At 35.6% G+C, this 21355-nt stretch carries 19 protein-coding genes and 1 pseudogene; 2 read left to right on the top strand and 18 right to left on the bottom strand.

Annotation, left to right across the window (positions count from 1 at the left end; all coding sequences use genetic code 11):
- Positions 1 to 189: 189 nt before the first annotated feature.
- Both Bccel_RS30080 and Bccel_RS04255 read right to left on the bottom strand, forming a co-directional pair.
- The gene (locus Bccel_RS30080) at positions 190 to 330 is read right to left on the bottom strand and encodes a hypothetical protein (RefSeq protein WP_154673463.1); all 141 of its coding nucleotides are present in this window, start codon (positions 328 to 330) and stop codon (positions 190 to 192) included.
- Positions 331 to 451: 121 nt separating this feature from the next.
- Positions 452 to 1852, bottom strand: coding sequence for a Na+/H+ antiporter NhaC family protein (locus Bccel_RS04255; RefSeq protein ID WP_036940854.1), 1401 nt, complete (start codon positions 1850 to 1852; stop codon positions 452 to 454).
- A 158-nt stretch (positions 1853 to 2010) separates the two neighbouring features.
- Here Bccel_RS04255 and Bccel_RS04250 point away from each other — a divergent pair, with 158 nt between their 5' ends.
- Complete coding sequence (locus Bccel_RS04250) at positions 2011 to 2442, top strand: four-helix bundle copper-binding protein (protein WP_201781944.1); 432 nt, start codon at positions 2011 to 2013, stop codon at positions 2440 to 2442.
- A 55-nt stretch (positions 2443 to 2497) separates the two neighbouring features.
- Here Bccel_RS04250 and Bccel_RS04245 read toward each other — a convergent pair whose 3' ends face one another.
- The 13 genes from Bccel_RS04245 to Bccel_RS04180 form a co-directional block, all read right to left on the bottom strand.
- Positions 2498 to 3466 (bottom strand): multicopper oxidase family protein, encoded by a 969-nt coding sequence (locus Bccel_RS04245; protein WP_050753100.1) that lies wholly within the window; start codon positions 3464 to 3466, stop codon positions 2498 to 2500.
- Between the two features lie 161 nt (positions 3467 to 3627).
- On the bottom strand, positions 3628 to 4350 hold the full coding sequence (locus tag Bccel_RS04240; protein WP_036940857.1) for a YetF domain-containing protein: 723 nt from the start codon (positions 4348 to 4350) through the stop codon (positions 3628 to 3630).
- A gap of 211 nt (positions 4351 to 4561) precedes the next feature.
- Positions 4562 to 5044, bottom strand: coding sequence for a hypothetical protein (locus Bccel_RS04235; RefSeq protein WP_036940860.1), 483 nt, complete (start codon positions 5042 to 5044; stop codon positions 4562 to 4564).
- Positions 5045 to 5204: 160 nt separating this feature from the next.
- On the bottom strand, positions 5205 to 7463 hold the full coding sequence (locus Bccel_RS04230) for a glycoside hydrolase family 48 protein (protein WP_050753099.1): 2259 nt from the start codon (positions 7461 to 7463) through the stop codon (positions 5205 to 5207).
- 179 nt (positions 7464 to 7642) lie between these two features.
- Positions 7643 to 8059 (bottom strand): hypothetical protein, encoded by a 417-nt coding sequence (locus Bccel_RS04225; protein WP_050753098.1) that lies wholly within the window; start codon positions 8057 to 8059, stop codon positions 7643 to 7645.
- Positions 8026 to 9162 carry a type 2 periplasmic-binding domain-containing protein gene (locus Bccel_RS04220; protein WP_050753097.1) on the bottom strand — a complete coding sequence of 379 codons (1137 nt, stop codon included), beginning with the start codon at positions 9160 to 9162 and terminating at the stop codon, positions 8026 to 8028. The genes Bccel_RS04225 and Bccel_RS04220 overlap by 34 nt, the downstream gene beginning before the upstream one ends.
- A 118-nt stretch (positions 9163 to 9280) precedes the next feature.
- Positions 9281 to 10189, bottom strand: a complete 909-nt coding sequence (locus Bccel_RS04215) for an ABC transporter ATP-binding protein (protein WP_036940865.1) — start codon at positions 10187 to 10189, stop codon at positions 9281 to 9283.
- Positions 10182 to 10856, bottom strand: a complete 675-nt coding sequence (locus tag Bccel_RS04210; RefSeq protein WP_036940869.1) for an ABC transporter ATP-binding protein — start codon at positions 10854 to 10856, stop codon at positions 10182 to 10184. The genes Bccel_RS04215 and Bccel_RS04210 overlap by 8 nt, the downstream gene beginning before the upstream one ends.
- Before the next feature lie 107 nt (positions 10857 to 10963).
- The gene (locus Bccel_RS28695; protein ID WP_082225122.1) at positions 10964 to 11683 is read right to left on the bottom strand and encodes an ABC transporter permease; all 720 of its coding nucleotides are present in this window, start codon (positions 11681 to 11683) and stop codon (positions 10964 to 10966) included.
- Entirely contained in the window at positions 11653 to 12486 is an 834-nt protein-coding gene (locus Bccel_RS29555; RefSeq protein WP_050753095.1) for a hypothetical protein, read from the bottom strand. The genes Bccel_RS28695 and Bccel_RS29555 overlap by 31 nt, the downstream gene beginning before the upstream one ends.
- Complete coding sequence (locus tag Bccel_RS04195) at positions 12462 to 13808, bottom strand: FtsX-like permease family protein (RefSeq protein WP_050753094.1); 1347 nt, start codon at positions 13806 to 13808, stop codon at positions 12462 to 12464. Before Bccel_RS04195 ends, Bccel_RS29555 begins: the two co-directional genes overlap by 25 nt.
- Before the next feature lie 14 nt (positions 13809 to 13822).
- Entirely contained in the window at positions 13823 to 14695 is an 873-nt protein-coding gene (locus Bccel_RS04190; protein ID WP_082225121.1) for an efflux RND transporter periplasmic adaptor subunit, read from the bottom strand.
- A 505-nt stretch (positions 14696 to 15200) separates the two neighbouring features.
- Positions 15201 to 15842, bottom strand: a complete 642-nt coding sequence (locus Bccel_RS04180) for a bifunctional 2-keto-4-hydroxyglutarate aldolase/2-keto-3-deoxy-6-phosphogluconate aldolase (RefSeq protein ID WP_081926888.1) — start codon at positions 15840 to 15842, stop codon at positions 15201 to 15203.
- 540 nt (positions 15843 to 16382) lie between these two features.
- Between Bccel_RS04180 and Bccel_RS04175 the strand changes: the two genes are divergently transcribed.
- Positions 16383 to 17378 carry an aldolase catalytic domain-containing protein gene (locus tag Bccel_RS04175; protein WP_036940876.1) on the top strand — a complete coding sequence of 332 codons (996 nt, stop codon included), beginning with the start codon at positions 16383 to 16385 and terminating at the stop codon, positions 17376 to 17378.
- A 149-nt stretch (positions 17379 to 17527) separates the two neighbouring features.
- Here Bccel_RS04175 and Bccel_RS31260 read toward each other — a convergent pair whose 3' ends face one another.
- The 3 genes and pseudogenes from Bccel_RS31260 to Bccel_RS31250 all read right to left on the bottom strand — a co-directional run.
- Positions 17528 to 18343 carry a stalk domain-containing protein gene (locus tag Bccel_RS31260; protein WP_050753091.1) on the bottom strand — a complete coding sequence of 272 codons (816 nt, stop codon included), beginning with the start codon at positions 18341 to 18343 and terminating at the stop codon, positions 17528 to 17530.
- A 92-nt stretch (positions 18344 to 18435) separates the two neighbouring features.
- Positions 18436 to 19530: a cellulose binding domain-containing protein gene (locus Bccel_RS31255; RefSeq protein WP_152965920.1), complete on the bottom strand. Its 1095-nt coding sequence runs from the start codon at positions 19528 to 19530 to the stop codon at positions 18436 to 18438.
- A gap of 66 nt (positions 19531 to 19596) precedes the next feature.
- A pseudogene (locus tag Bccel_RS31250) lies at positions 19597 to 20840 on the bottom strand (glycoside hydrolase family 9 protein); the annotation flags it as partial.
- Positions 20841 to 21355: the final 515 nt, after the last annotated feature.

Below are 21355 nucleotides of genomic sequence, written 5' to 3'. Positions count from 1 at the left end.
TCCTTCCAGAAAATAAAATGTATTCATCATTAAATTTTAGCATTTTTTAAGTATTGGCGTCAATACGCCGAATTACCTAATTTTAATTATGACAAGGTAATTCTTCGAAGAACGTTAGCCTTTTTTGCAATTTGAAGAATGCTTTAGACAGAAGCACTTTGTAATTTGAAAGTTAACCTCGGCTTGGGATTATGGCCTGTTTTCTATACATTTACTCGAGGATTGAGTAAATGAGAAAGCTAGTATAAGATACCCTAACGCCAATACAAGGTAACCCGAAAATGCTATTGAATTATTTTGGCTGGACTGAATAAGTGTAATCTGAGACATAAAAATCACCTCCAGTTTTATAATATGCATGTTAATAAAGATAGGTGAGCAGGGTAATCTTATAATTCTACTTTGAAATCAGAATGACTAAAATAATTTAAAGTAAAAATAATCATAGCCTTCAAAAAAGCAAACCTACAGTTATATATCCAATAACTGAAATAACGGCACCTGCAATCACATAGGGAAGTGAAGTGACCATGTGCTCCCCAAAGGATGTTTTTGCCATATCTGCGGATAAAGGAGAGACAACATCTGTGACAGCTCCACCAGCCCAAACCGTTCCAATCATTGTTGTGATATTAACCCCAGTGTTTATAGAAAAAGCTACGGCTAAAGGCATCATTAAAGCCCACGTTGCCCAGGACGAGCCGATGGTATATGAGATAATACCTGAAATCAGAAATAATGCTGCTGGAATTAAAAACCTCGGAATGCTTCTTATAAATCCTTCACTAACTAGGTTGTTAAATCCAAGTTCCTGGGTAACACTGGTGAGTGCCCAGCTTAAAACCAGAATGATGATAAGAGATAGAACCTTCTCTCCACCTTTAATAATATGAGCTTCAATTTCTGCCAAGCTGATTTTCTGGAATAGAAAATAAACACCTGCTACGAGTATAGTAAGAAGTGCTCCGGCAAAAATAGAAACATTAAAATCGGCACTGCTTAATGCTCCAAAAAAGGTAGGAGCCTTTTCTTTCCCTGTCCACCAGAAAAAGAATATTGTACTTGATAGTAAAATTAATATAGGTATAATTAGGTTTCGTGCTTTCCCAGGATATTCCTGAACTGCTTCATTTGCTTTCTGTTCCTTTTTTACATGCCCTTCAGTCAGCTCTTCAGATTCATTTTTTGCTGTTCCTATCTTAAGTTTTCCAAATCCAAATCCGAATATGGTAACTCCGAGTGCAATCAACAGCATTGACCATGAGAAGAAGTTCCAAATGACACTTTTGGCGACTATTAAATAAGCATTTTCTTTTATTCCAGTATCTTTAATATTATTGGTAACAAGTGTAACCATATAGCCTAAATAACCTGTAGCTATAGGAATCAGGAGTATGAGTTGCAAGCTTGTTACAGATAGGATAAAAGCAAATTTCTCTCTTGAAGCTTTTACTTTATCCAATAGTGGATTTAGAACAGTACCTACAGCGATAGTGTGAAATGAGCTGTCAAAAAAGGTAATAATGCTTAAAAGCCAGCCCCAGCCTAATACTCCTCTTTCACTTTTAGCCCATTTTTCTACTTTCTGACTAAATCCTGAAATTCCACCAGCCATTTCGATCAATTCGGCAAGGGCACCAAATGCAATAAGAAAACCCAAAGTGTAAGCACTGTCCTTATCTGTTAAAACATCTATAATAAACTCTCCAATAGAAGTAATACCATTAAATATTGAACGGGTACTAATAAATGAGCCAATTACAACTCCTGCAAGCAATGAAGGAATGAGCTTTTTAGTTTTAAATGTCAGAAAAATTGTTGTCAATGCGGGAATTAGTGATAACCATTGCATATTATAACCTCCTTATAAGTCTAATTTTCCCGATTTTCACATGATATATTCTACTAATAAGTTTTGCTGCACAACACAGTTAACATAATATCAAGATCTGCATATTATAATATTATCAATAGACAACAAGTTCTATTGTCCGAAAGGAGTTCTTAGATATGAACGAAATGTTTCCAGAATACCAAATGATGCAAGAAAACCAAATGATGGCATGTCCAATGGGCTATGAAAATGTTATGAATTCAGGATACCCTGTAGCTGGACACTATATGAATGAGCACTTGGTAAAGACCATCCAGGACTGTGAGGCAACTTGTGAGCACATGACTAATCATCTAAAGAAGCTGCCAGATTTCCAAATGAGAGTTAAGCAGGCTATGTTGCTGCGTGATTGTGCAGATATTTGCGGGCTGACTGCTAAATTCGTTGCTCGTGGTGCAATATTTGCAAGACAGGCTGCAGCATTATGTGCATGCATCTGTGAAGCTTGTGGGGCTGAGTGTGCTAGGTTCCCTGACCAGATGTCACAGAACTGTGCAAGAGTATGTATGCATTGTGCAAGAGAATGCAGAGTATTTGCTGGAATTTAACATTTCAATATTACACAAGTACAAAAGGAGGCTTAACACCTCCTTTTTAAAAATGTTATTTTACATATACTATTTTAGTAATCATACCACCAGGTGACTCCCCGTTATTTGACTGGTGGAATGTTTTTGTTCCGTTTAGCGGCCATATTCCTGGATTATTTGCTATTAATTCAACATCAACCCTCCGACCTGATGCAACGTCTATTGTATCATCCCAGAACCCAGGTCTTGGGAACCCATTGATAGAAACAACCCTGAAATCATGACCATGTAAATGCATGGAATGAGACTGACTTGTTTTAGTAATAAATCTTATACGGATCTTTTCACCTAACCTGAAGTAGATAGGTGATGTGTCAGGAAAAGACTTGCCGTTAATTGTAAAGAAGTTTGGATTCCGATCAAATTTATTAGGTTTATAGGTTCCTGGAAACACCTTTCCCAGTTCCGGCTGAGGAATCTCCCACTGCTGTATCAGTAAAACATAATCATGGTGTGGTATCAAGTATGGTGAAATATATTCATCTCTGGGCAACACGATAAATGCACCTATCAGGCCTTGAGCTACCTGAAATGCCTCAGGAGAGTGGTAGAAGAATGTACCTGCCTGCCAACAAAGGAACTTATATGTGTAAGATTTACCAGGTTCTATCCTAGGAGTAGTTGGTTCTATGTCTGGTGCACCGTCTTGAGAATTTGGTTTCGACAAACCATGAACATGCAGGGATGTAGGGTGTTCCATTCTGTTCTCCACAGTAAGGTAGATCCATTCCCCTTGTTTCATAATTATCAACGGTCCTGGGGTTGTTTTATTATACCCAAGAGCTTCAATGGTGAGGTTAGACAATATATTGTGTTTGATCGGTTCTGCAACAAGATAAAAGTGTCTTATGTTGCCTTCCTGTCGGTAATCGGCGATTTCCATATCCGGAGCACTCACTTGATTCTCCCATTTTGATGAATAGCCTGATTTTCCATATATAAAACATTTGTTCATCGGTTCATTAAATGTATTTGGGTTCACAAAAACACCCTCTTAATTTAAAATGATTGTTTATGTTAATATATGTATTCACATGTGTTAATGTGCACTGTCATCAAGCATTACAGTTTATAGAGTAAGTATATAAATGCATAAGGCATAACCATATTAATTATTTTATAGTGTTATGCCTCATGAGGTAATTATTCTATTCCATATTGTCCATGATACTCCTCTGTATCTGGCTGTTTTACAGATACATAGATGTTTCCTGAAGAATCTAAGCCTGCATAGAAAACCTGGTCTACACTAGAAATACCTTGATTGGATAGCTGGGTATCAAGCCAGTTACCATCAAGTTTAACTGATTTTAGATTTTCTGTAAGGACCTTGCCATCTATAATCAAATCCTTTGTTAGCCCAGTGTAGTTTGTTGATATTTTCAGGTCAGAAGGTGTCAAAGGAGCTTTTTGTGATTTTGGTAAAACAGATAGCTGACCATCATTCTCAATAATGGCAAACTCAACATCAGCGTAATTAAACACATTCTTTTTTCTCAGCATACTGCTAAGCTCATTTACAGTAAAACGTACCTTTTTTAAGTTCTTATCAACTATTCTTCCATTTTCTATAGCAGTTACAGGTTCACTGTTTGTTAATTTTCTAACCCATAAGCTTTTAATATGCAAATAACCTGTTATAATAGCAAGTCCACCAAGAGTTATAAGGGTAGTTGCAGCAGTAGTTGGCGTACTTTCCGGCCCCATTGCAAGGTTTGCTGTAACAGAACCTAAAGTTATAATTATTGCAAAATCAAAAAATGTCATCTGAGAGAGCGATTTTCTTCCCATAAATCTTGCAATAATTAAAAGCAGTAGATAAGCTATCGTAGCCCGCAATATTGAACTAATTATTGTTTGTGCCATAGTTTATTACTCCTTTTTTTATTTACATAATTCATTTTAGCCAATATGAGAACTTTTTATTGCAGAAAATTGAAACAGCTACATTTTGTTAAATATTATTTGAACTTAGATGGCTTTCCATTAGACAAGATAAAATTATTCAATAAAACCCACAACTATTATGCAAAATACACTTTTATTGCGGTAAGTATAGAATACTATGTATACTTATTTATTGTATTGATCTTTCCTTTATATTTGTACTTAAACGAAGATATATAAAGCTCGCTGAAAATCCAATAATAAACCCGCCAGCTATAGCAATACCAATCCATTCGGTTACGCCACTAAAAAAATCTCCTGTAAATAAACTCTTTAAATTACTCCAATAAAACTCACTTTTGTAATTGGATATATGTAGTTCTTTTAGAGATGATTGTCCTATAAAAACAATCTTAACAATTAAGAATAGATAATAAGAAAGTATTGAAATACTCCATGTAATAGCACAAGCATAAGCTGATTTCAATCTTGATTGGGTAACTTTTGCTTCATATATAGCTATTGGGGTAACTGGGATTAACCAAATTCCCCATGCCACTATAAACCACTTCAACTTTGAAGTGATAACGCTTGCAGTAAATTCTTGATAATAAAAATCGAAAACTCCAAAAAGTATTCCGACTATAATATAGATAAGCCAACGATTCTTCATAAAACCTCTATTTTCCGATTTAAACTTCGTATTTTTCTCATTAACAAAGCTTTATAATTTCATTTTTCACATTATTTCAGCTGCATATATTTGTATAAATAACATGGAACTTAGCAGGAGGAGTAAGAGGTGGTGAAGCCTCTTACTCCTCCTAAAGAATTTAAAACATTACGACCTCTGCTGATTTTGTTTTACCAAAGTACTGAGCAAGTATTATCGCGTCAGCCATGTTTATAACTCCATCATTATTTAAATCTGCTTTTTCATTAACGCCTGGATTTCCGATAGCTTTTCCAAAAGATTGAGCTAGAATCATAACATCAGCCATGTTAATTACTCCATCACCATTTAAGTCACCTTTTAATTTAACAAATGGAGTTGGAGTTATCGGTGGTGGTGGAACATCATTAGGGAACAATATTGCGAATGCACCCATAGCCATACCTAATTCAACCTGATGCCAGAATCGATGATATTTGAATTTAGGACCTACACCTGCATCATATGCTGTTTGAAGATTATCCCAGTTAGGATCCTGCTTGTATGCCGGACGCATGTCTATAAACTTCATACCGCTCTTTAAAGTGGCACCTTGTGCGTTCTTTCCGGTCCATCCTGATGGAATATAAACCTCCTGATCGAAGAAACGTGAATAGTCTCCTCTCTGCTCTTCCTTAGTATAACCTTTTTCGTCCGCACAACCTAATATTATACAATCAAGAAGCTGTTTGCCCAAATCATATGCTTCCTCATCGAAGGTATGATGTTTCTGGGTACCTGCTGCATAGTAAGCCAGCAAGTTTGCTGTTGAGCCGGCAACACCTATGTCTGATCCCATCGAAGTAACTTCACAGTGGAGGTCTGGGTTACCTGTGTATGTTCCGTCCCAAGTATCCGGCTGGCCATCCCACTCAAGATCTGATGGAATCTCGAAATCACCAGGTCCGTTAACTTTTATGTACGGTTTTACCCAATCTACCCATTTCTTCATTATCTGATATGCTCTTTCATCACCAGTTTCATAATAGTACTCAGCTGTACGCTGGAGCCCCCAAACCTGGAAACCATACCATCTGTTACTCGGCGGATCATGCCATACCGGCTGCCAGTCATAAGCCATATCATAGAATGTTGAAATACCGTCTGGATATGGATCATATTTGTCATTCCATGAGTTGTTACATCCACCCGCTATAGGCCCTTCAGATGACTGCAGCCATTGGATCATTTCCAACTGCCTGTCCAAACTCTTTGCCCAGTCTGAAACAGCACCTGAAGCCTTTGGTTTTAATTCAGATATTGTAGATAAAGCATATGCAGTCATAGGATTCTGATATCCTTGATGGCTTGCACTACTTCCTTCTTTCCATGCCCAACCTTGTGAAGTTGTAGGAGCACCCCATGCACAATACCATGAAATCAGGTAATGCATTGAATTTTTACCATCTCCTGCAGTACTTGTAACAGAAGTATCCTTTGCAATAGGCTTCATGTACTTGTCATACATTATATATCTTAAATAATCACCCATTTTAGCAGCTCTATCATTCTGCTTTGAGATTGAACTCAACTTCCCTTGCTCTTTTGCCCACTTAACAGCCCAGTACGCAGCTTGTACAGAACGTGCATCAGCATCACCGGCAACAGAATAACGCCATTGCTGTGCATATGAATCCTGTGCCACAAACAATGATCCGAAACCACCTTTTGATGTATTACCCCATTTATATGTTTCCCAGCATGGGAATGGAACAGTTTCCCAACACGACTCCTGTTCACCTCTCTGGTAGGTATTTATCTGAGATACTCTACTGGTTCCATCACCATGGTTGCCGTATTTATACCAGTTATCAACGTCCAAAATCCAGTGCATGAGGTACATTGAGTCTTTTCCGTATGCAGATTTTAGTGCAGCATGAAGATTATCCTTACCTGTTGGAGCATTGAGGTTCAACTGCCCGGGATAATCGCTAGGCTCGGCACCACCAGGAACAAATGAAGCACACTTGCTTTGATCATAATCACCCAAATTTGGCTGATCCTTATCTGAAGGAATATAATACTTTTCAGTTATGTCCCAAGCCTTGTTGTATCCTGACCAGTCCCCAGTAAGTTTCCCATACATGGCTTCAAACCATACATAATAGCTGGCAGTTTCTGAAGCAGTTTCATGCCCATAATCAGGTGCTTCAACCATCATCGTTTCAATAGAATGGTATGGAACGCCTTCCTGACTAAAGTATCCATTTGCTGGATCATTTAATTTTTCATGCAAATCAATGAACGCATCTTCATATGTCATACCTGAACTAAAAGAAGTTGCATATGAATTGCTCCCTAGGATAGGAGCTGCTAGGGTACTTACTGTCATAAATGTACACAAAGCAATTGATACATACTTTCTTGTCTTTTTAAACATTAGTACTTCCCCTCCTTATAAAATAATGGTATAAAATATAGATACCAAGCTGTAAAGTTATACTTCAGTCCGCCATGAAAATCTCTTTTTCGGATATATAGTAAATCTAGCTTTACTTTTCGGCATCTATAACAACATTTGTTAATTATAATTATATCAGATAATTCATATAATAGCATCTATTTTGTATTTGATGATTTCCAATTATTTAACTGACTCTGTAAATCATTCACGATTTTATCAATAGCATTTTGTTTTTGTAAATTAACAAAATCATCCACATCATCACTTTTCAATTCACCTTTTAACATTTTCATTTCAAAATCTGCATATGAAAACTGTCTGAACCCAACCTCAGAATATAATGCTTGATAACTGGGAAAAAAACCAGTATGAGGCGGATATTTCGTTGTTTTTTCAATTTCATTCATATAATAATTCATTGAATGATCAGAAGAATTTTGAATTGTACGTTCATATTCCATATTGCTAAATACACTTTGACCTGTCCAATTCTCATAAGCATTAGCTGAATTTATACCTACAGGTTCTTCATCTGTATTTAATACATAATCTTTACCTTCAATCCCATACATAAATAGATCATAGTTTTCTTGACTGGATTCCAGCCATTCAATAAACTTAAAAATACGCCGGCATTTTTAGTTCGAGAGTTCAGTACAAGTGCATTTGTTAATGGCGATGATCTTTCGGAGGGTTTGTCTTTATATAAAGAATAAGGTTTGTATCTTAAGTTAATACCTTTAGATTGTAAAAGTCTATTATACGTAATATCCGATCCTGTAGCACCTATAATTGATGAAAACCTGCCTTCTCCAATGGGAGCTGATATATCTACAAAATCTCCCGGCTGAACATATCCTTTGCCAAACCAGTTAATAATAGTATTAATTGAATTTTTGAATTCCAGGGTTTGCTCCCATGGCATAATTTTCATATTAGGGTCATTCCATTTATATACCAACCCTAAATTCTTGTTCAATATGGCATATCCATTTGCTTCTGCAAATAATCCTATACTTGTATCAAAAAACATCCCTGGAATGACATCGGTTTCAATGCTTTTTACAGTTTTTAAATATGATTCATAATCCGAGTAGCTTTTAATATCCGATATGTTGTATTTTTTCATTAAATCTTCACGTACCAGTGCATGCTTTCTTTGAGCCGTAGGTAGACGGTTCGGTACGGCTAAAAGCTTATCATTTATACTTACAGCTTTTAATTCCTCTTTGCTAAATTTACTGAAATATTTCGGAGCATACCGTGGGAAAACCTCAGATAAGTCCATAATAACCCCTTCTCTTTCCAAATCAGCCAAACTGATATTAAACTGGTTTGTATAGAAGAACGCATCGCAGTCATCGGCAGCAGCAATATCTTTAATACCATAAGCATACTCTGATGTATATGAATCCAGAAACTTAAATACAAGTTTTACATTCAACTCGCTTTTAGTTCTCTTTTGTATTTCTTCTAAAACTGCATTCATACCTGGGGGCTCAAGGCCGCCATTACTGGGAAAGTAAAAAGTAAGAGTTTTCTCATCAAGGCTTGGACTTATTATATCATCCCCGATATTCATAACTCCTTTGTATTTCGAAAAATATATAACACCGCCCACTATTAGAGCTATAAATAAAAATACTGAGGCAATTAGAAAAAATTTTTTTCTCATAATCCAATCCACACTTTCTTTATGTCTAGACCTTCATATCACTAGCATGGCACCATCAAATGGATAAAAGTTATTTTAAGATTTGGAGTTTTACTGGCTATTGGTGCTGAAATTTCTCTTAATTTTCTGGGGAGTATATGGTAATTTTATCATTTTCCAATTCTACCCTTACTTTACCTTTGCCTAAAACTCCTATAGCTTCCAGATATTCTTTTGGAATCTGCAGCCTGCCTGCCCTATCAACAACAGCCAGCTCAACCTGTTCATCCCTTTTACCGTCTCCCCCTATCTCTCCTTTTAAGTTGGCAAATTCTTCGGTATAAGATTTCATTTTTATAAATTCGCTGCTGGTTCTGCCGTCTCTTATTGCTATAACACGTTCTACCTTACGGGATAGCTGTCTATCATGAGTCACAATAACTATGGTAATACCTAAGTTCTTATTAATTTCACGAAATATATCCAGGATTTTATCAGCTGTCCTACTATCCACCGAACCTGTCGGTTCATCTGCAAGTAAAAGCTTTGGATTATTAGCCAGAGCTATGCCAATAGCTATTCTTTGCTGTTCTCCACCTGAAAGCTGGTGTAATTTATTGTTCTTTCTGTGGGACATACCCATGAGCTCAAGTATTTCCAATGCATGGTCTTTTCTTTGAGATCTTTTGCTTAATATCATTGGCAGCTCAATATTTTCCAAAGCCGTCAGATATGGAATAAGGTTTCTTGCATTATTTTGCCAAACAAAACCTACTGTTTCCAACTTATACTTTTCCAATTGGCTCTCTGTCAATTTTAGAAGATCTTTTCCGCAAACCACTAATCTACCCGCAGTAGGCCTGTCAAGACCGCCAAGCATATTTAAAAAGGTTGATTTGCCGCTCCCGCTGTTTCCTATAATTGCAGTTAATTCACCTTCCATAATTGTCAGATCCAACCCCTGAAGTGCCAGTACCTCTATATCATTTGTTTTGTATATTTTGACCAGATTTTCACATGAAATTATTTCTTCTCCTGAATTATTCATAAACTACCTCACCATCCTCAATGGTTATAACATTGTCGGCAACTTCTATAATATTGGGATCATGGGTTGTCATTAATATTGTAATACCTTCATGTTCAACCAGCTCTTTAAATAATTTTACAACCTGTAAACCGGTATTGGTATCCAATTCAGCGGTTGGTTCATCGGCAAATATTATCTTTGGTTTATGAGCAATTGCTCTTGCAATGGCTACACGCTGCTGCTCCCCCCCTGACAATTGGGCAGGCATATGGTGCATTCTTTTTCCAAGCCCTACAATGTTCAAACATTCTTCTGCCCTATTCTTCCTCTGGCTTGCTTCATATCCTGCAATTCTTAAGCCGAATTCAACATTTTCATATGCAGACATTAATGAAATAAGTGCTACTGATTGAAATACAAACCCCATGTTTAATCGACGCAAATTATCAAGCTTTTTTTCCGGTATTGCCGTCATGTCCTCATTATCAAAGAAAATCTTTCCCCTACTGGGTTTATCAAGTGTTCCGAGCAAATTCATAAGTGTGGTTTTACCTGATCCGGAACGCCCTCTTAAAATTGTAAGTTTACCTTTTTCAATTGATAAATTTACTTGTTTAATGATGCTTATAACCTCTTCTCCTATACGAAAATCCCGTCCTAAATGCTCTGTTCTGATAATTGGCATTGTCCCCCACCTCCCTAATATATTAAAAGTGATAAATCTAGTACATTTGCCTGTTAACACTTTTAATATAGCTGAACTCGTATAATGTTCCAAAACAACAGAATCTTTTAGTCTTCACCAAGTTTTAAAGCTTGGTTGATCTTAATTTTTGAAATTATTGCTCCTAAAACAATAAATCCGATACTTATCATAATACCTACAAAAATATAAAGCCTTATATAATCTGATTGATCAAAGATCACTTTAAAAGGAGGAAGCTGTTCTTCTGAGCTATACACTAATTGCAGCATTGGAATAAAAATTTTGCTCACAAAATTTCCCAAAATAATTCCGAATAATACTGAAGAACCTGTAATAAGAATTTGTTCACAAAGGAGCATGCCTAATACCTTTTTTAAGGTTAGGCCCATTGCCCTGAATATTCCGAATTGCAATATTCTCTTTTGAATTGACATAATCCAGTAAATCAAAAATCCAATAATGCATACTATAAGTGTTACAAGAAAATCAAGGGTTAATGCACCATTTGTTCCTTGAAATATAGGATCATTTTTCATATTGATTATCTGCTCCGTTGAATCTTTTCTTTCTTCTATATTAATATTTTTTCCGGCTAAATCGTTATAGATTTGATTGCTGGTAGCATTATTTTTTTTCTTTAGCCAAACCTCATAGGGCTCAACCGAATATCTTGCATGAATATAGTCTAAATTGGCAACTATGAAATATGATGTAGTCCCGCTTTTGTTTTTTATATTTGGATTATATGTTGGCCAATAATCAATAAAAGCATAAACTACAGCCTCAAAATAGTTATGAGTTCCCATTTAATGTAGATGGTATCCCCCTCTTTGATATTGTACTTATCTTTGACTGATCGCGACATAAGTACCGCATTGGGAGTATCCGATATTAGATTGAGATAATTATACCAATGTGCTTTTAAAAGATCATCCCTAAACCATGCAACTTTCCCAAACTCATAAGGTATAATCCCCATAACGGATACGTCATTAAGCCATTGATTATTTATTGAAGCACCTGCATCATCCTGCCTGAATACTTTGGTGGCTGCTTTTACTCCCGTAAGCTTTTTATAAGTTTCGAAGGAGGGCTCGTAATAAATAAGTTCCTTGTTGCCGCCGATTTTCGATGCATTCCCTGCTAACATACTTGGCTTATTGAGATAGAGTTTATTGCTTTCCCAATGTTCTTTAACAACAATATCAGCACCTGTAGCGTATAGTATTTTTTCCTCAACGTTTTTATTTATTGTACGTGCGGTATTAGCACTAAAAATACCAATTGACAATGTCAGAATTAAAAAAATCATCAAAAATTGCTGCTGCCCTGCAGTTCTCCCAACTTGAATAAATGTGGAATAAAAAACAGGAGACCATTTGTTTTTACCAAGCCAAAACAGGAATTTTACAAAATATGGATATAACCTTAGAAAGAATAGTCCAAATCCTAAAATGAATGTAAAAGATACAATAAATAATAAAGGATCAATTGAAATATCCGTTCCCTTAGCACCACTTAAAAATAAAACTTTTTGATGCTTATAATAGCCATAGATACCGTATATAGATACAGCGACCAGTATTACATCCAGAAAGAATTTTTCCAAAAGACTTTCTTGTTAATTCTCGATTTTTCATGTTTGTATATAACAATACTGATACGGGATGCCAGAAAAGACGGCACCAACATGGTTATCATGAAAAAAGCAACGGTACCTAATGCATATAAATATGTTTTTATATTTAAATAAGCCGGCAGTGATCCACGATTGACAAATTCAAGAAAACCGTTTGAAGCCCCTATTACTTTACATAGTATCAAACCTAACGGAGGGCCCAGCAATAAAGCAATAAATGCAAGCATACAACTTTCAATAAGGTATCCGCGAAAAACTTGTTTCATGCTTGCACCACGGCTTTTCAAAACAGCAATTTCATTGCTTTCATAATCAATTTTTAATTTGGATATCATAAAGGTATATAAAGCCAACATAAGTAAAACAGGCACTTGCAGCACTAATAATGTGGTTTTCAGCTGGCTTTCCCTTTGAGAGTATTGTTTGCTGATTGAAATAATTGGTAAGTCAATTTTTAATAATCTACTGTTTTTATTGATCCATTCTATATGAGAATTAAAAGTGTGTGTTAGCAATGAGTTTTTATCCAATCTCATTATATGATAATCAAATGCATAATACCACTCTGCTTTATTAATGACATTCATACCGTTTTTAACAAAGTTATTTTTAAGAAGATCAAAATTGATAATCACACTATTTTTTAGTGAGTCCATATTTATAAACCAATAAGGGTCATTTAAGTCTTTAGGTGCAAAAATTCCAACAACTTTGACCTTTAATTTGGGATTGTCATTTTCTTTATAAATTAAAGTATCTGAAATAAGGTAAGTACGATCCAGTATCAAATTTAGGGTTTTAAAAGCTTCTTCCGATACAACAGCCTCATATGTATCACCATCCATACCGCTTGTAAAAGCTTTTCCATGGGTAATTTTTGTATGGTTCTGAAAATCAGAAAATGCCTCTAATTGAGCTGTTGGTTGTTTGTTTTTTTCACCTGAGTTTATAATGGGTAATGGTATGGTACTTAGGTGCTGTGTTTGTGTTAAAACAGGCAAGTAAACACTTGGAATCAATGTTTTAGTTACTTTCTTATCAATTGCCTCATACTTCTTCTGAATATCTGCTGCATCGTCATAAGTGAAATTAGCTCCAACAAAGTATTTTCCCGGAAAGACTCCAGATGATTCGTGATATGCTTCCATATCTTTTATTAACATTCTTTGAAGAACACCATCGGTATAAACCGGAATACAGCTGACTAGTGCTACCGTTAAAATTAAACCTAATAGAAGGCATAAGATCATCCATTTATTTTTGAGCATTTTTCTAATAACAACTTGAAACACAGTAAACACCCCATTTATTTTATAATCTTATCACCCTCAGCAAGTCCCTTTACTATCTCAACTTCAGTATCGGTTTCCAACCCCAGTTCAACATCGCATTCTTCTCTAATACCATTTGCTAACACCTGCACAAAATTTCTTGAGCCAAGATTATGAATCAAATTCTTAGGTAAAACAATAGCGTTTTCCTTTTTATCCAATCTAAGTGTAATTAATGCTTTTTCTCCAATTTTAACGTCTTGTGGCATATTTTTAACACTTATCCTTATACTTTTCTTAGAATCTTCATCTGCATCAGCAGGTAAGTCCGAAGGTGTACGCACAACTTCACCGTCATAAGTTTTTATGCCTATGGTTACTTCCACTTTCATTCCTGATTGAAAGCTGAATATTTTGTCTTCAGAATACTGTAATTGAAGATTTGTTGTATCGGCTATACGTATTAGTGTCTTATATGCATCTATAAACTGCCCCTCGTTAAGAGAAAGCACATAATCTACAGTTCCATCGATAGGTGCATATAATTTTGTCTTTTCATAGTCCGATCGCAAGCCATTGAGCTTCAACCGTTCTGCTTCAAGATCAAGTGCTGCCATTTGTTTCCCATTTTTATTGTTTTGTACTGCATTTCCTTCTGATTTTAATTTTTCATTATAGACTATTTGAGCTTTCTTAAGATTTATTTCCTGTAATTTTATCTGGTTCTCAATCTCACCGGGATCTATTTCTGCCAAAAGATCACCCTTTTTAACAATATCACCGGACTTAACATAAACTTTTTTCAAATATCCGCCTTTTGCTTTAAAACTTAAATCACTTTGTTTAATCGAAACAAAGTATCCCGTACATGTAATTTTCCTTTCAATTGTACCTTTTTTAGCCTCAATATAATCATATTTGACCTTTGGAGGCTCCTTGAGAGGCGGGCTATTACTACTTCTTCTTTAGGAATAAGAAAGCATCCTGAAAAAGACAAGATAACTATTATAATACTGCCCAGGCAAATCCCCTTTCGAATTACGGAATTAATATGTCCTTTTAATAAATTTTTCAAAAGGTATTCCTCCAATCATAAATAATTAAATATTAACAAATAATTAGATATTAACAAATAATTAGCTGGTCAATGGGGTATTTCAATAAGCTGAATAAATGATATTATATTAAAATGTTATTCCTTTGAATCCTTTATATCAAGGGATTTTTTTTGTCTTATTGAATTGTGACATAATTTTGAACATAGGATTAAAATATGTATACAAATTTATTATAAACTTATCTTTCTAAGTATAATAAGTTATATTATGTTAATTTTATATTGAATATTGAAGTTTGGTAACAAGATTATACAAATAGAAAACAAAATTATTATGTCAAATTATAAAACCTCAATTATATGCAGGTAATTTTGTTTACATAACTTTTTGCTAATGATGTCACCGATTCATAATCATCGTAATCTGCTGCTGCATATAGATTCTTCCCAATTCCAACAGCTATTGATCCGGCTTCAAACCATGTATGTATGTTATCAACATTAACACCTCCTGTAGGCATCAATGAGGCCTGTGGAAGCGGACCTTTAATTGCTCTGATAATTGAAGGCCCAAACAGTTCTGACGGAAATATCTTTACTATATCGGCACCTGCCTCAATGCATTCAACAGTCTCCTTTACCGTCATTGCTCCAGGTATGTAGGGTATTTGATAACGAAGGCACATTTTTGCTGTTTCAATATTAAGGCAGGGACTTATTATGAATTGGGAACCCAGTGAAAAGGCTATTTTAGCTGTCTCAGGGTCGAGAACTGTTCCTGCACCTATAAGCACATCAGTGTTTTTATACCTTTCTGTAAGCTCTTTTATAAGTTCTCCTGCAAAGCTCATGGTATATGAAAATTCCAATACTCTTATTCCCCCCTCAATAATTGCGACGGCTGACTTCAGTGCTTTTTCAAAATTATCGGTTCTGATTATGGAAATTATCTTGTTCCTTTTTATCATATCCAGTGCTTCAAGTTTATCTCTAAACATAAAAATTCTCCTTCTTCTATAAATGTATATCGTTAATTTGGATTAAAAGTTTAACAAATCCTAATCTTGTCATATTAAGGATTATATATTAAAAAAAATGTTTTGCAATATCCATTTCTTATGGAACCTTTTATGAATATGCAATTTTTTTCATAACATATATAGAAATCTGGTAAAAAATTCAATACAAATTTTTATTTGAAATTTGGTAAAAAATTTGTTATTATTTAAATTGTAGAATGGAAGTATGGTAGGGACGGCAGATTCAAAAGGAAAAAACCTTATTCTTTTAATTACAATTCTCCGTTTCCAACGATACAAACCAAAATTTTTATTGGTATAGCTTTTAATTTGCATTATTGTTTTATGCATGCTTTAAGGGATGTTTATGCCATTCCTAAAGCTCTAATTGTTATACCTATATAAAAATCATTATTAATTTTACATTTGGCTGAGCAAATAACGAACGCATCATTGGGATTTGCGATAGAAAAATGTAAAAATCATTATTACTTACGAAAATGGAAAGGGTGTTTTTAAATGATTGAGGAAAGAATTAGAACGGAAGGAAAAAAAGGAACTTGGATGACTTATCGTCCTGACGTCAAGGTGTTGGACTGTACAATTAGAGATGGAGGCCTGGTTAACAATTTTAATTTTGAAGACAGATTTGTAAAAGCTGTTTATAATGCTTGTGTTGAAGCAGGTGTCGATTATATGGAAATGGGCTATAAGGCTTCTAAAAAGATATTTGCAAGAGATGGATTAGGTGTATGGAAATTTTGTGATGAAGAGGATATAAGAAAAATTATCGGCGATAATGATACCGAATTGAAAATATCAGTTATGGCTGATGCTGAAAGAACAGATTATCATGTAGATATTCTTCCAAGAAACCAGAGTGTTATTGATATGGTACGCGTTGCAACCTATGTTCACCAGATTCCTACAGCTGTTGATATGATCAAGGATGCTCATGATAAGGGTTATGAAACAACCATCAACATAATGGCAGCATCCCAGCTTAAGGAAAGCGATTTGGATGAAGCATTAGAGATTCTTTCACAAACTGAGGTTGATGTTATATATGTAGTGGATAGCTTTGGTTCAATGTACTCTGAAGATATACAGGACTTGACAGCCAAATATCTCGGCTATGCTGAGGCAGTCGGAAAAAAGGTAGGAATACACGCACATAACAATCAGCAATTAGCATATGCAAACACAATTGAAGCTATCATAAGAGGTACGAGTTTCGTAGATGCCACGATAGCCGGACTTGGTCGTGGTGCAGGTAATTGTCCCATGGAATTGATTCTTGGCTTTTTAAAGAATCCCAAGTTTCATTTAAGACCAATACTTGAGTGTATTCAAAATAGTTTTCCCGAGTTAAGGAAGTCCTGCAACTGGGGATTTGATATACCATATATGCTGACAGGCCAACTTAATCAGCATCCAAGGACTGCAATAAGCTTTTTATCAAACAACCGCTCGGATTATACCAATTTTTATGACTCTATAGTAAATGGAGATTAATTATTGTCATAATCAAAAAATAACTTCCGCTATAAATTTCGCTTATGTGTTGACTTTACTCGTCAACACCCGCTCAAAAGCGTAAGTATTTTTTTAATCATGCCTTAACAACCACCTGAGTATAACTAAGTCAATATTCAGGTGGTTATTTATTTTGCAATAGAAATGCTAAAAATATCTACCATATTTTCCTCGGGTATCCATACAACTTTTTTCCCTAGTGTCTCAGCTATAAATCTAACCGGGGCTAATGTTCTTCCATCCTTAATAAATGGCTGTACATCCATTTTCCCATTTACAATCTCCCCATTTATACGTATCTTGGGCGTGTTGACAGGATAATTAAGTGATGCTATGGCATCATTAATCCTTTTCACGAAATCAAGCCATCTTGGGTCAACTTCTTTAATACTTGTGTTAACCAAGGGCATAGGGCAAGGCTTCCCAGTAAGATCAAAATGCCTGTAATCCGTCTTTATTTGGGGCATATATAGCTTTGTAAATTCAACTGCATTTGCTAATACCTTATCCCAGGATTTCATATCATTCATACAAAGTTCAGTCTGGATGGTTCTATAGTTTTGCTGGTGGTTGAACACTTCTTTCGCTAACTTTGTCTGTCCGTTGTATCCATTATTAATATCAAGTCCCTTGTCTCCTGCCCCAGGTGCATATTCATCATGGGGTATAATAATTGTAACTGAATCCTTATCAATGTAATTGTGGGTTGCACCATATACAAAAGGAGTCACTCCATCTATTTCATAGAATGAATATCTATTCTTTTGAGGATTCCATTTCTTGACATAGGGCCTTCCGGCATATTTTCTATGCATCTCATCAGTAGCAGTAGGCGAAGTGTTTGCAGTTCCATGCCATATTCTAGCATCCTGTGATATAAGTTTTTTTCCAGGCCTGTTTGGGTGGCCTAATGGTATGTAGTCAAAAACAACTTTTAGTGCCATAAACGCTCACTCACTTCGAAAAGAAAATTACCATAATTATATTATGGTAATTTTCTATAGTTTGCAATTTGTACTAAGGCATGAATGAAAAATTACTGAGGGTAGCTTGAATTAGTTGCATTAAAGTGCTTTGCTACAACTATGACATCAGCCATATTGATTGAACCATCCTTTGTAAAATCACTATCCCCATCATATTTACTATCCCCTGATATCGAATTGAAAACCTTTGCAATTTCTATAATATCAGACATATTTATAGCTCCGTCCTGTATCCCATTCTTTTCCATATCACCTACCCAAATTTTTATGGGATTCTCTGGTGCTATTGCATCAAATATTCTTTCTAGATCATTATCAGAACCAAGAGGCAAATCAACTATTGGTAGTCTATACGTTCTAGTTAAATAATTCTTTTTACTTATGACAAGTTCGTAAGTTCCTTTATTATAAACTTCCAATGGTATATTATTTATTTTAAAATATCCATTTTCATCGGTTATAGCAGATAAATCACTTCCTTTTATCTCAACTTTAAATCCGGACTTTATTTTAGATGAGTTTGCAGCTAAATAGGAAAAATCTGCATCAATATACCCGGATACTGGTGGAATCGTAACTTTTGGAGTAGGTGTAGCTGTTGAGTTCCCTTTAGGCTCATTACCTGCCAAAAGCTTACCTTCGTTATAGACAGGAATATTAGGTGCTTTTGAAAGTGTTGTACCGGAAGATGAAATTCCATTGAACGAAAAATCGTTTGTATTATCCCATCCAGTAGTGCCGATTGGGGCTTCAATCCTAAACTGTACCTCTCTCCTGTGTGCCGACTGACCTCCTGGATATACTGCCGAACCCGGTACAAATGTTATGTTGGCATAATAAATATTTTTGGATGAATCCCATGGCAATAATCCTGATATCTGCGCACCCTCACTATAGCCTAATGTTACTTTAATATCTTCAGGTTTTATGCCCTTTTCAACAAGCTCAGTAAGGTCCACAAAATACCTGAAGGAAGCATCATACAATACCTTTGCAGGCCATGCACTGCGATTTCTCAAAGTTGACTTGACTGCTGCAAAATTCGATCCTGAACTTACAGAAGCTTCAACAAAATACTCATCTTCCCTTACTTCTTCTATGGCATTAAAATTGGGTATCGGATCTCCACCATACTTCTGGTACATCTTTGCCAGAACACCGACAAATCCTGCGTTATAATCGCAAGCAACCTCTGTAAACTCATATTTGCCCGCGTCATCTGTAAACTTATCTGTCTTGTCAGGTCCTCCAATAAGGGCACCTACAATTGTGTGACGTGTATATCCGGGAACAGTCTTGTCATCGGACCATGAACCCTGTGCTGTTCTGTGGTGCGGGTGTTCCGGATAACCTGTGCCATAGCCTATTACATAGCTTCTTCCGGAGCTTCCAAGACAATAATCAACCTGTGCTTTAGCAAATTCTCTGTATATGCCGGCTTTTTCGGAAGAACACTCAGCCCAGTCTGAATATACCTCTGCAAGGAAGGCTGTAGTTGTAGCGTACCTTAGACACCCCCATGTATCAAGCCATGCCAGACCTTTGGGGTATATTGTATTCTTTCTCCCTTATAACCTACAGTCCACCAATCAAGGTTTCTTTCTGTGGACTCTTTATAAATAGCTTTATTTGTTATTCTTGCAAGCAGGATCTGGGTTCCGAAAAGAACGTTATCCCAGTTATGTCCCCATTTATATGCTATTGTCCCGTCCTGGGTTTTTTCCCAGTTAGGTACATATGACTCGGCCTTTTCTATGTAACTCTGATCACCCGTAGCCAAGTATAACCAGGTCGCTGCCCATGAAAGCTGATCATAACAGCCGCTCCATGATTTATAAAAATCATTGGCCACAGGAGCATACGCAGATTCTGATTTTGTTTGATCAGTGCTCTTTGTCTGATCTGCAAAATCTAATAGTTCCTTTGCATGCTCTAGAAGTGTAGCTGCATATTGGGGATCACTTTCTTTAAATACTATTGATGCTGCAGCCATAGCTGCTGAAGTTGAAGCAACGCAAGTTGTTGCTGTTTTGTTTAGATCTGCCTTGTATGTAACTCTTTCAAGCTTGAGGTCTTTCATAGCCTGCTCAACAGTCTCGGCAGCTCCCCAATACTTGTGATCATACATGCCTCCTCCATGCCCCACCTCAAAGTAGTAAACATTGGGCTCGGGATGGCAGTTAATGAAATAGTCTGTTGCCCATTTCATTTCCCTTAGCAAATAATCCAGCTGACCGCTTTTTTTGAATGCATCCTTATATTCGTATATTGACCAAGCCAGCATTGCAACCGAATAAGACATTGGCAGGTTGAACTTGACATGATCACCTGCATCAAACCAGCCTTTACTTAAATCCGCACCAACATCTTTGCCGTCGTTTAAAACAGCGTCTCCCCTCCAGTTGTTTCTTATCCAATCAGGCTGCTTTCCAGCCAGTTGGAATTCATAGAACATGATTGCCTTTTGTAAAGCCTCTCCATAATTGTAGCTCCCTGCAGCCGAAACTAAGGCTGCAGATTGATGAATAGGAATAACTCCAGATGTCATCACTAAAACAAGGAGTAATGAAAATAGTCTTTTTGCTTTCATTTTGATCTGCTTCATACACTTATATCCTCCTAATTCATTTGAAAAGCATTAAAGATTATTGCTTTCCATTCTCTATATAACACATAAGTTTTATATAATCATTCTATAATATCAGCAGTTAAATTAAAAGTATTATTATATATCGATCTTATCTATAACTTTAAAGTTTGGTATCTATAAGACACTATTGTATAATATTAAAATTACTGGTATTATTTATTTTATTGTAAAGGAATTTTTAAATTTCTGTAGAATAATATAAAATGGAATAATATTCATTAATATCGACTTTTTGCTACTAATGTATTATTATATTTAATATATAGAATTTTCTACTCTAAGTTAATTATTAATTTTTATATATTGTTATTATAATTATT

This window comes from Pseudobacteroides cellulosolvens ATCC 35603 = DSM 2933, assembly GCF_001262605.1.
Lineage (GTDB): Bacteria > Bacillota > Clostridia > Acetivibrionales > DSM-2933 > Pseudobacteroides > Pseudobacteroides cellulosolvens.
This window is presented reverse-complemented; position numbering and strand designations above follow the sequence as displayed.

Bases quoted from the DNA above. Each gene is read 5' to 3' on its own strand.
- Bccel_RS30080 (WP_154673463.1), bottom strand. From the start codon at position 330: ATGTCTCAGATTACACTTATTCAGTCCAGCCAAAATAATTCAATAGCA.
- Bccel_RS04255 (WP_036940854.1), bottom strand. From the start codon at position 1,852: ATGCAATGGTTATCACTAATTCCCGCATTGACAACAATTTTTCTGACA.
- Bccel_RS04250 (WP_201781944.1), top strand. From the start codon at position 2,011: ATGAACGAAATGTTTCCAGAATACCAAATGATGCAAGAAAACCAAATG.
- Bccel_RS04240 (WP_036940857.1), bottom strand. From the start codon at position 4,350: ATGGCACAAACAATAATTAGTTCAATATTGCGGGCTACGATAGCTTAT.
- Bccel_RS04235 (WP_036940860.1), bottom strand. From the start codon at position 5,044: ATGAAGAATCGTTGGCTTATCTATATTATAGTCGGAATACTTTTTGGA.
- Bccel_RS04230 (WP_050753099.1), bottom strand. From the start codon at position 7,463: ATGTTTAAAAAGACAAGAAAGTATGTATCAATTGCTTTGTGTACATTT.
- Bccel_RS04225 (WP_050753098.1), bottom strand. From the start codon at position 8,059: ATGTATGGGATTGAAGGTAAAGATTATGTATTAAATACAGATGAAGAA.
- Bccel_RS04220 (WP_050753097.1), bottom strand. From the start codon at position 9,162: ATGAGAAAAAAATTTTTTCTAATTGCCTCAGTATTTTTATTTATAGCT.
- Bccel_RS04215 (WP_036940865.1), bottom strand. From the start codon at position 10,189: ATGAATAATTCAGGAGAAGAAATAATTTCATGTGAAAATCTGGTCAAA.
- Bccel_RS04210 (WP_036940869.1), bottom strand. From the start codon at position 10,856: ATGCCAATTATCAGAACAGAGCATTTAGGACGGGATTTTCGTATAGGA.
- Bccel_RS28695 (WP_082225122.1), bottom strand. From the start codon at position 11,683: ATGGGAACTCATAACTATTTTGAGGCTGTAGTTTATGCTTTTATTGAT.
- Bccel_RS04180 (WP_081926888.1), bottom strand. From the start codon at position 15,842: ATGTTTAGAGATAAACTTGAAGCACTGGATATGATAAAAAGGAACAAG.
- Bccel_RS04175 (WP_036940876.1), top strand. From the start codon at position 16,383: ATGATTGAGGAAAGAATTAGAACGGAAGGAAAAAAAGGAACTTGGATG.
- Bccel_RS31260 (WP_050753091.1), bottom strand. From the start codon at position 18,343: ATGGCACTAAAAGTTGTTTTTGACTACATACCATTAGGCCACCCAAAC.
- Bccel_RS31255 (WP_152965920.1), bottom strand. From the start codon at position 19,530: ATGTACCAGAAGTATGGTGGAGATCCGATACCCAATTTTAATGCCATA.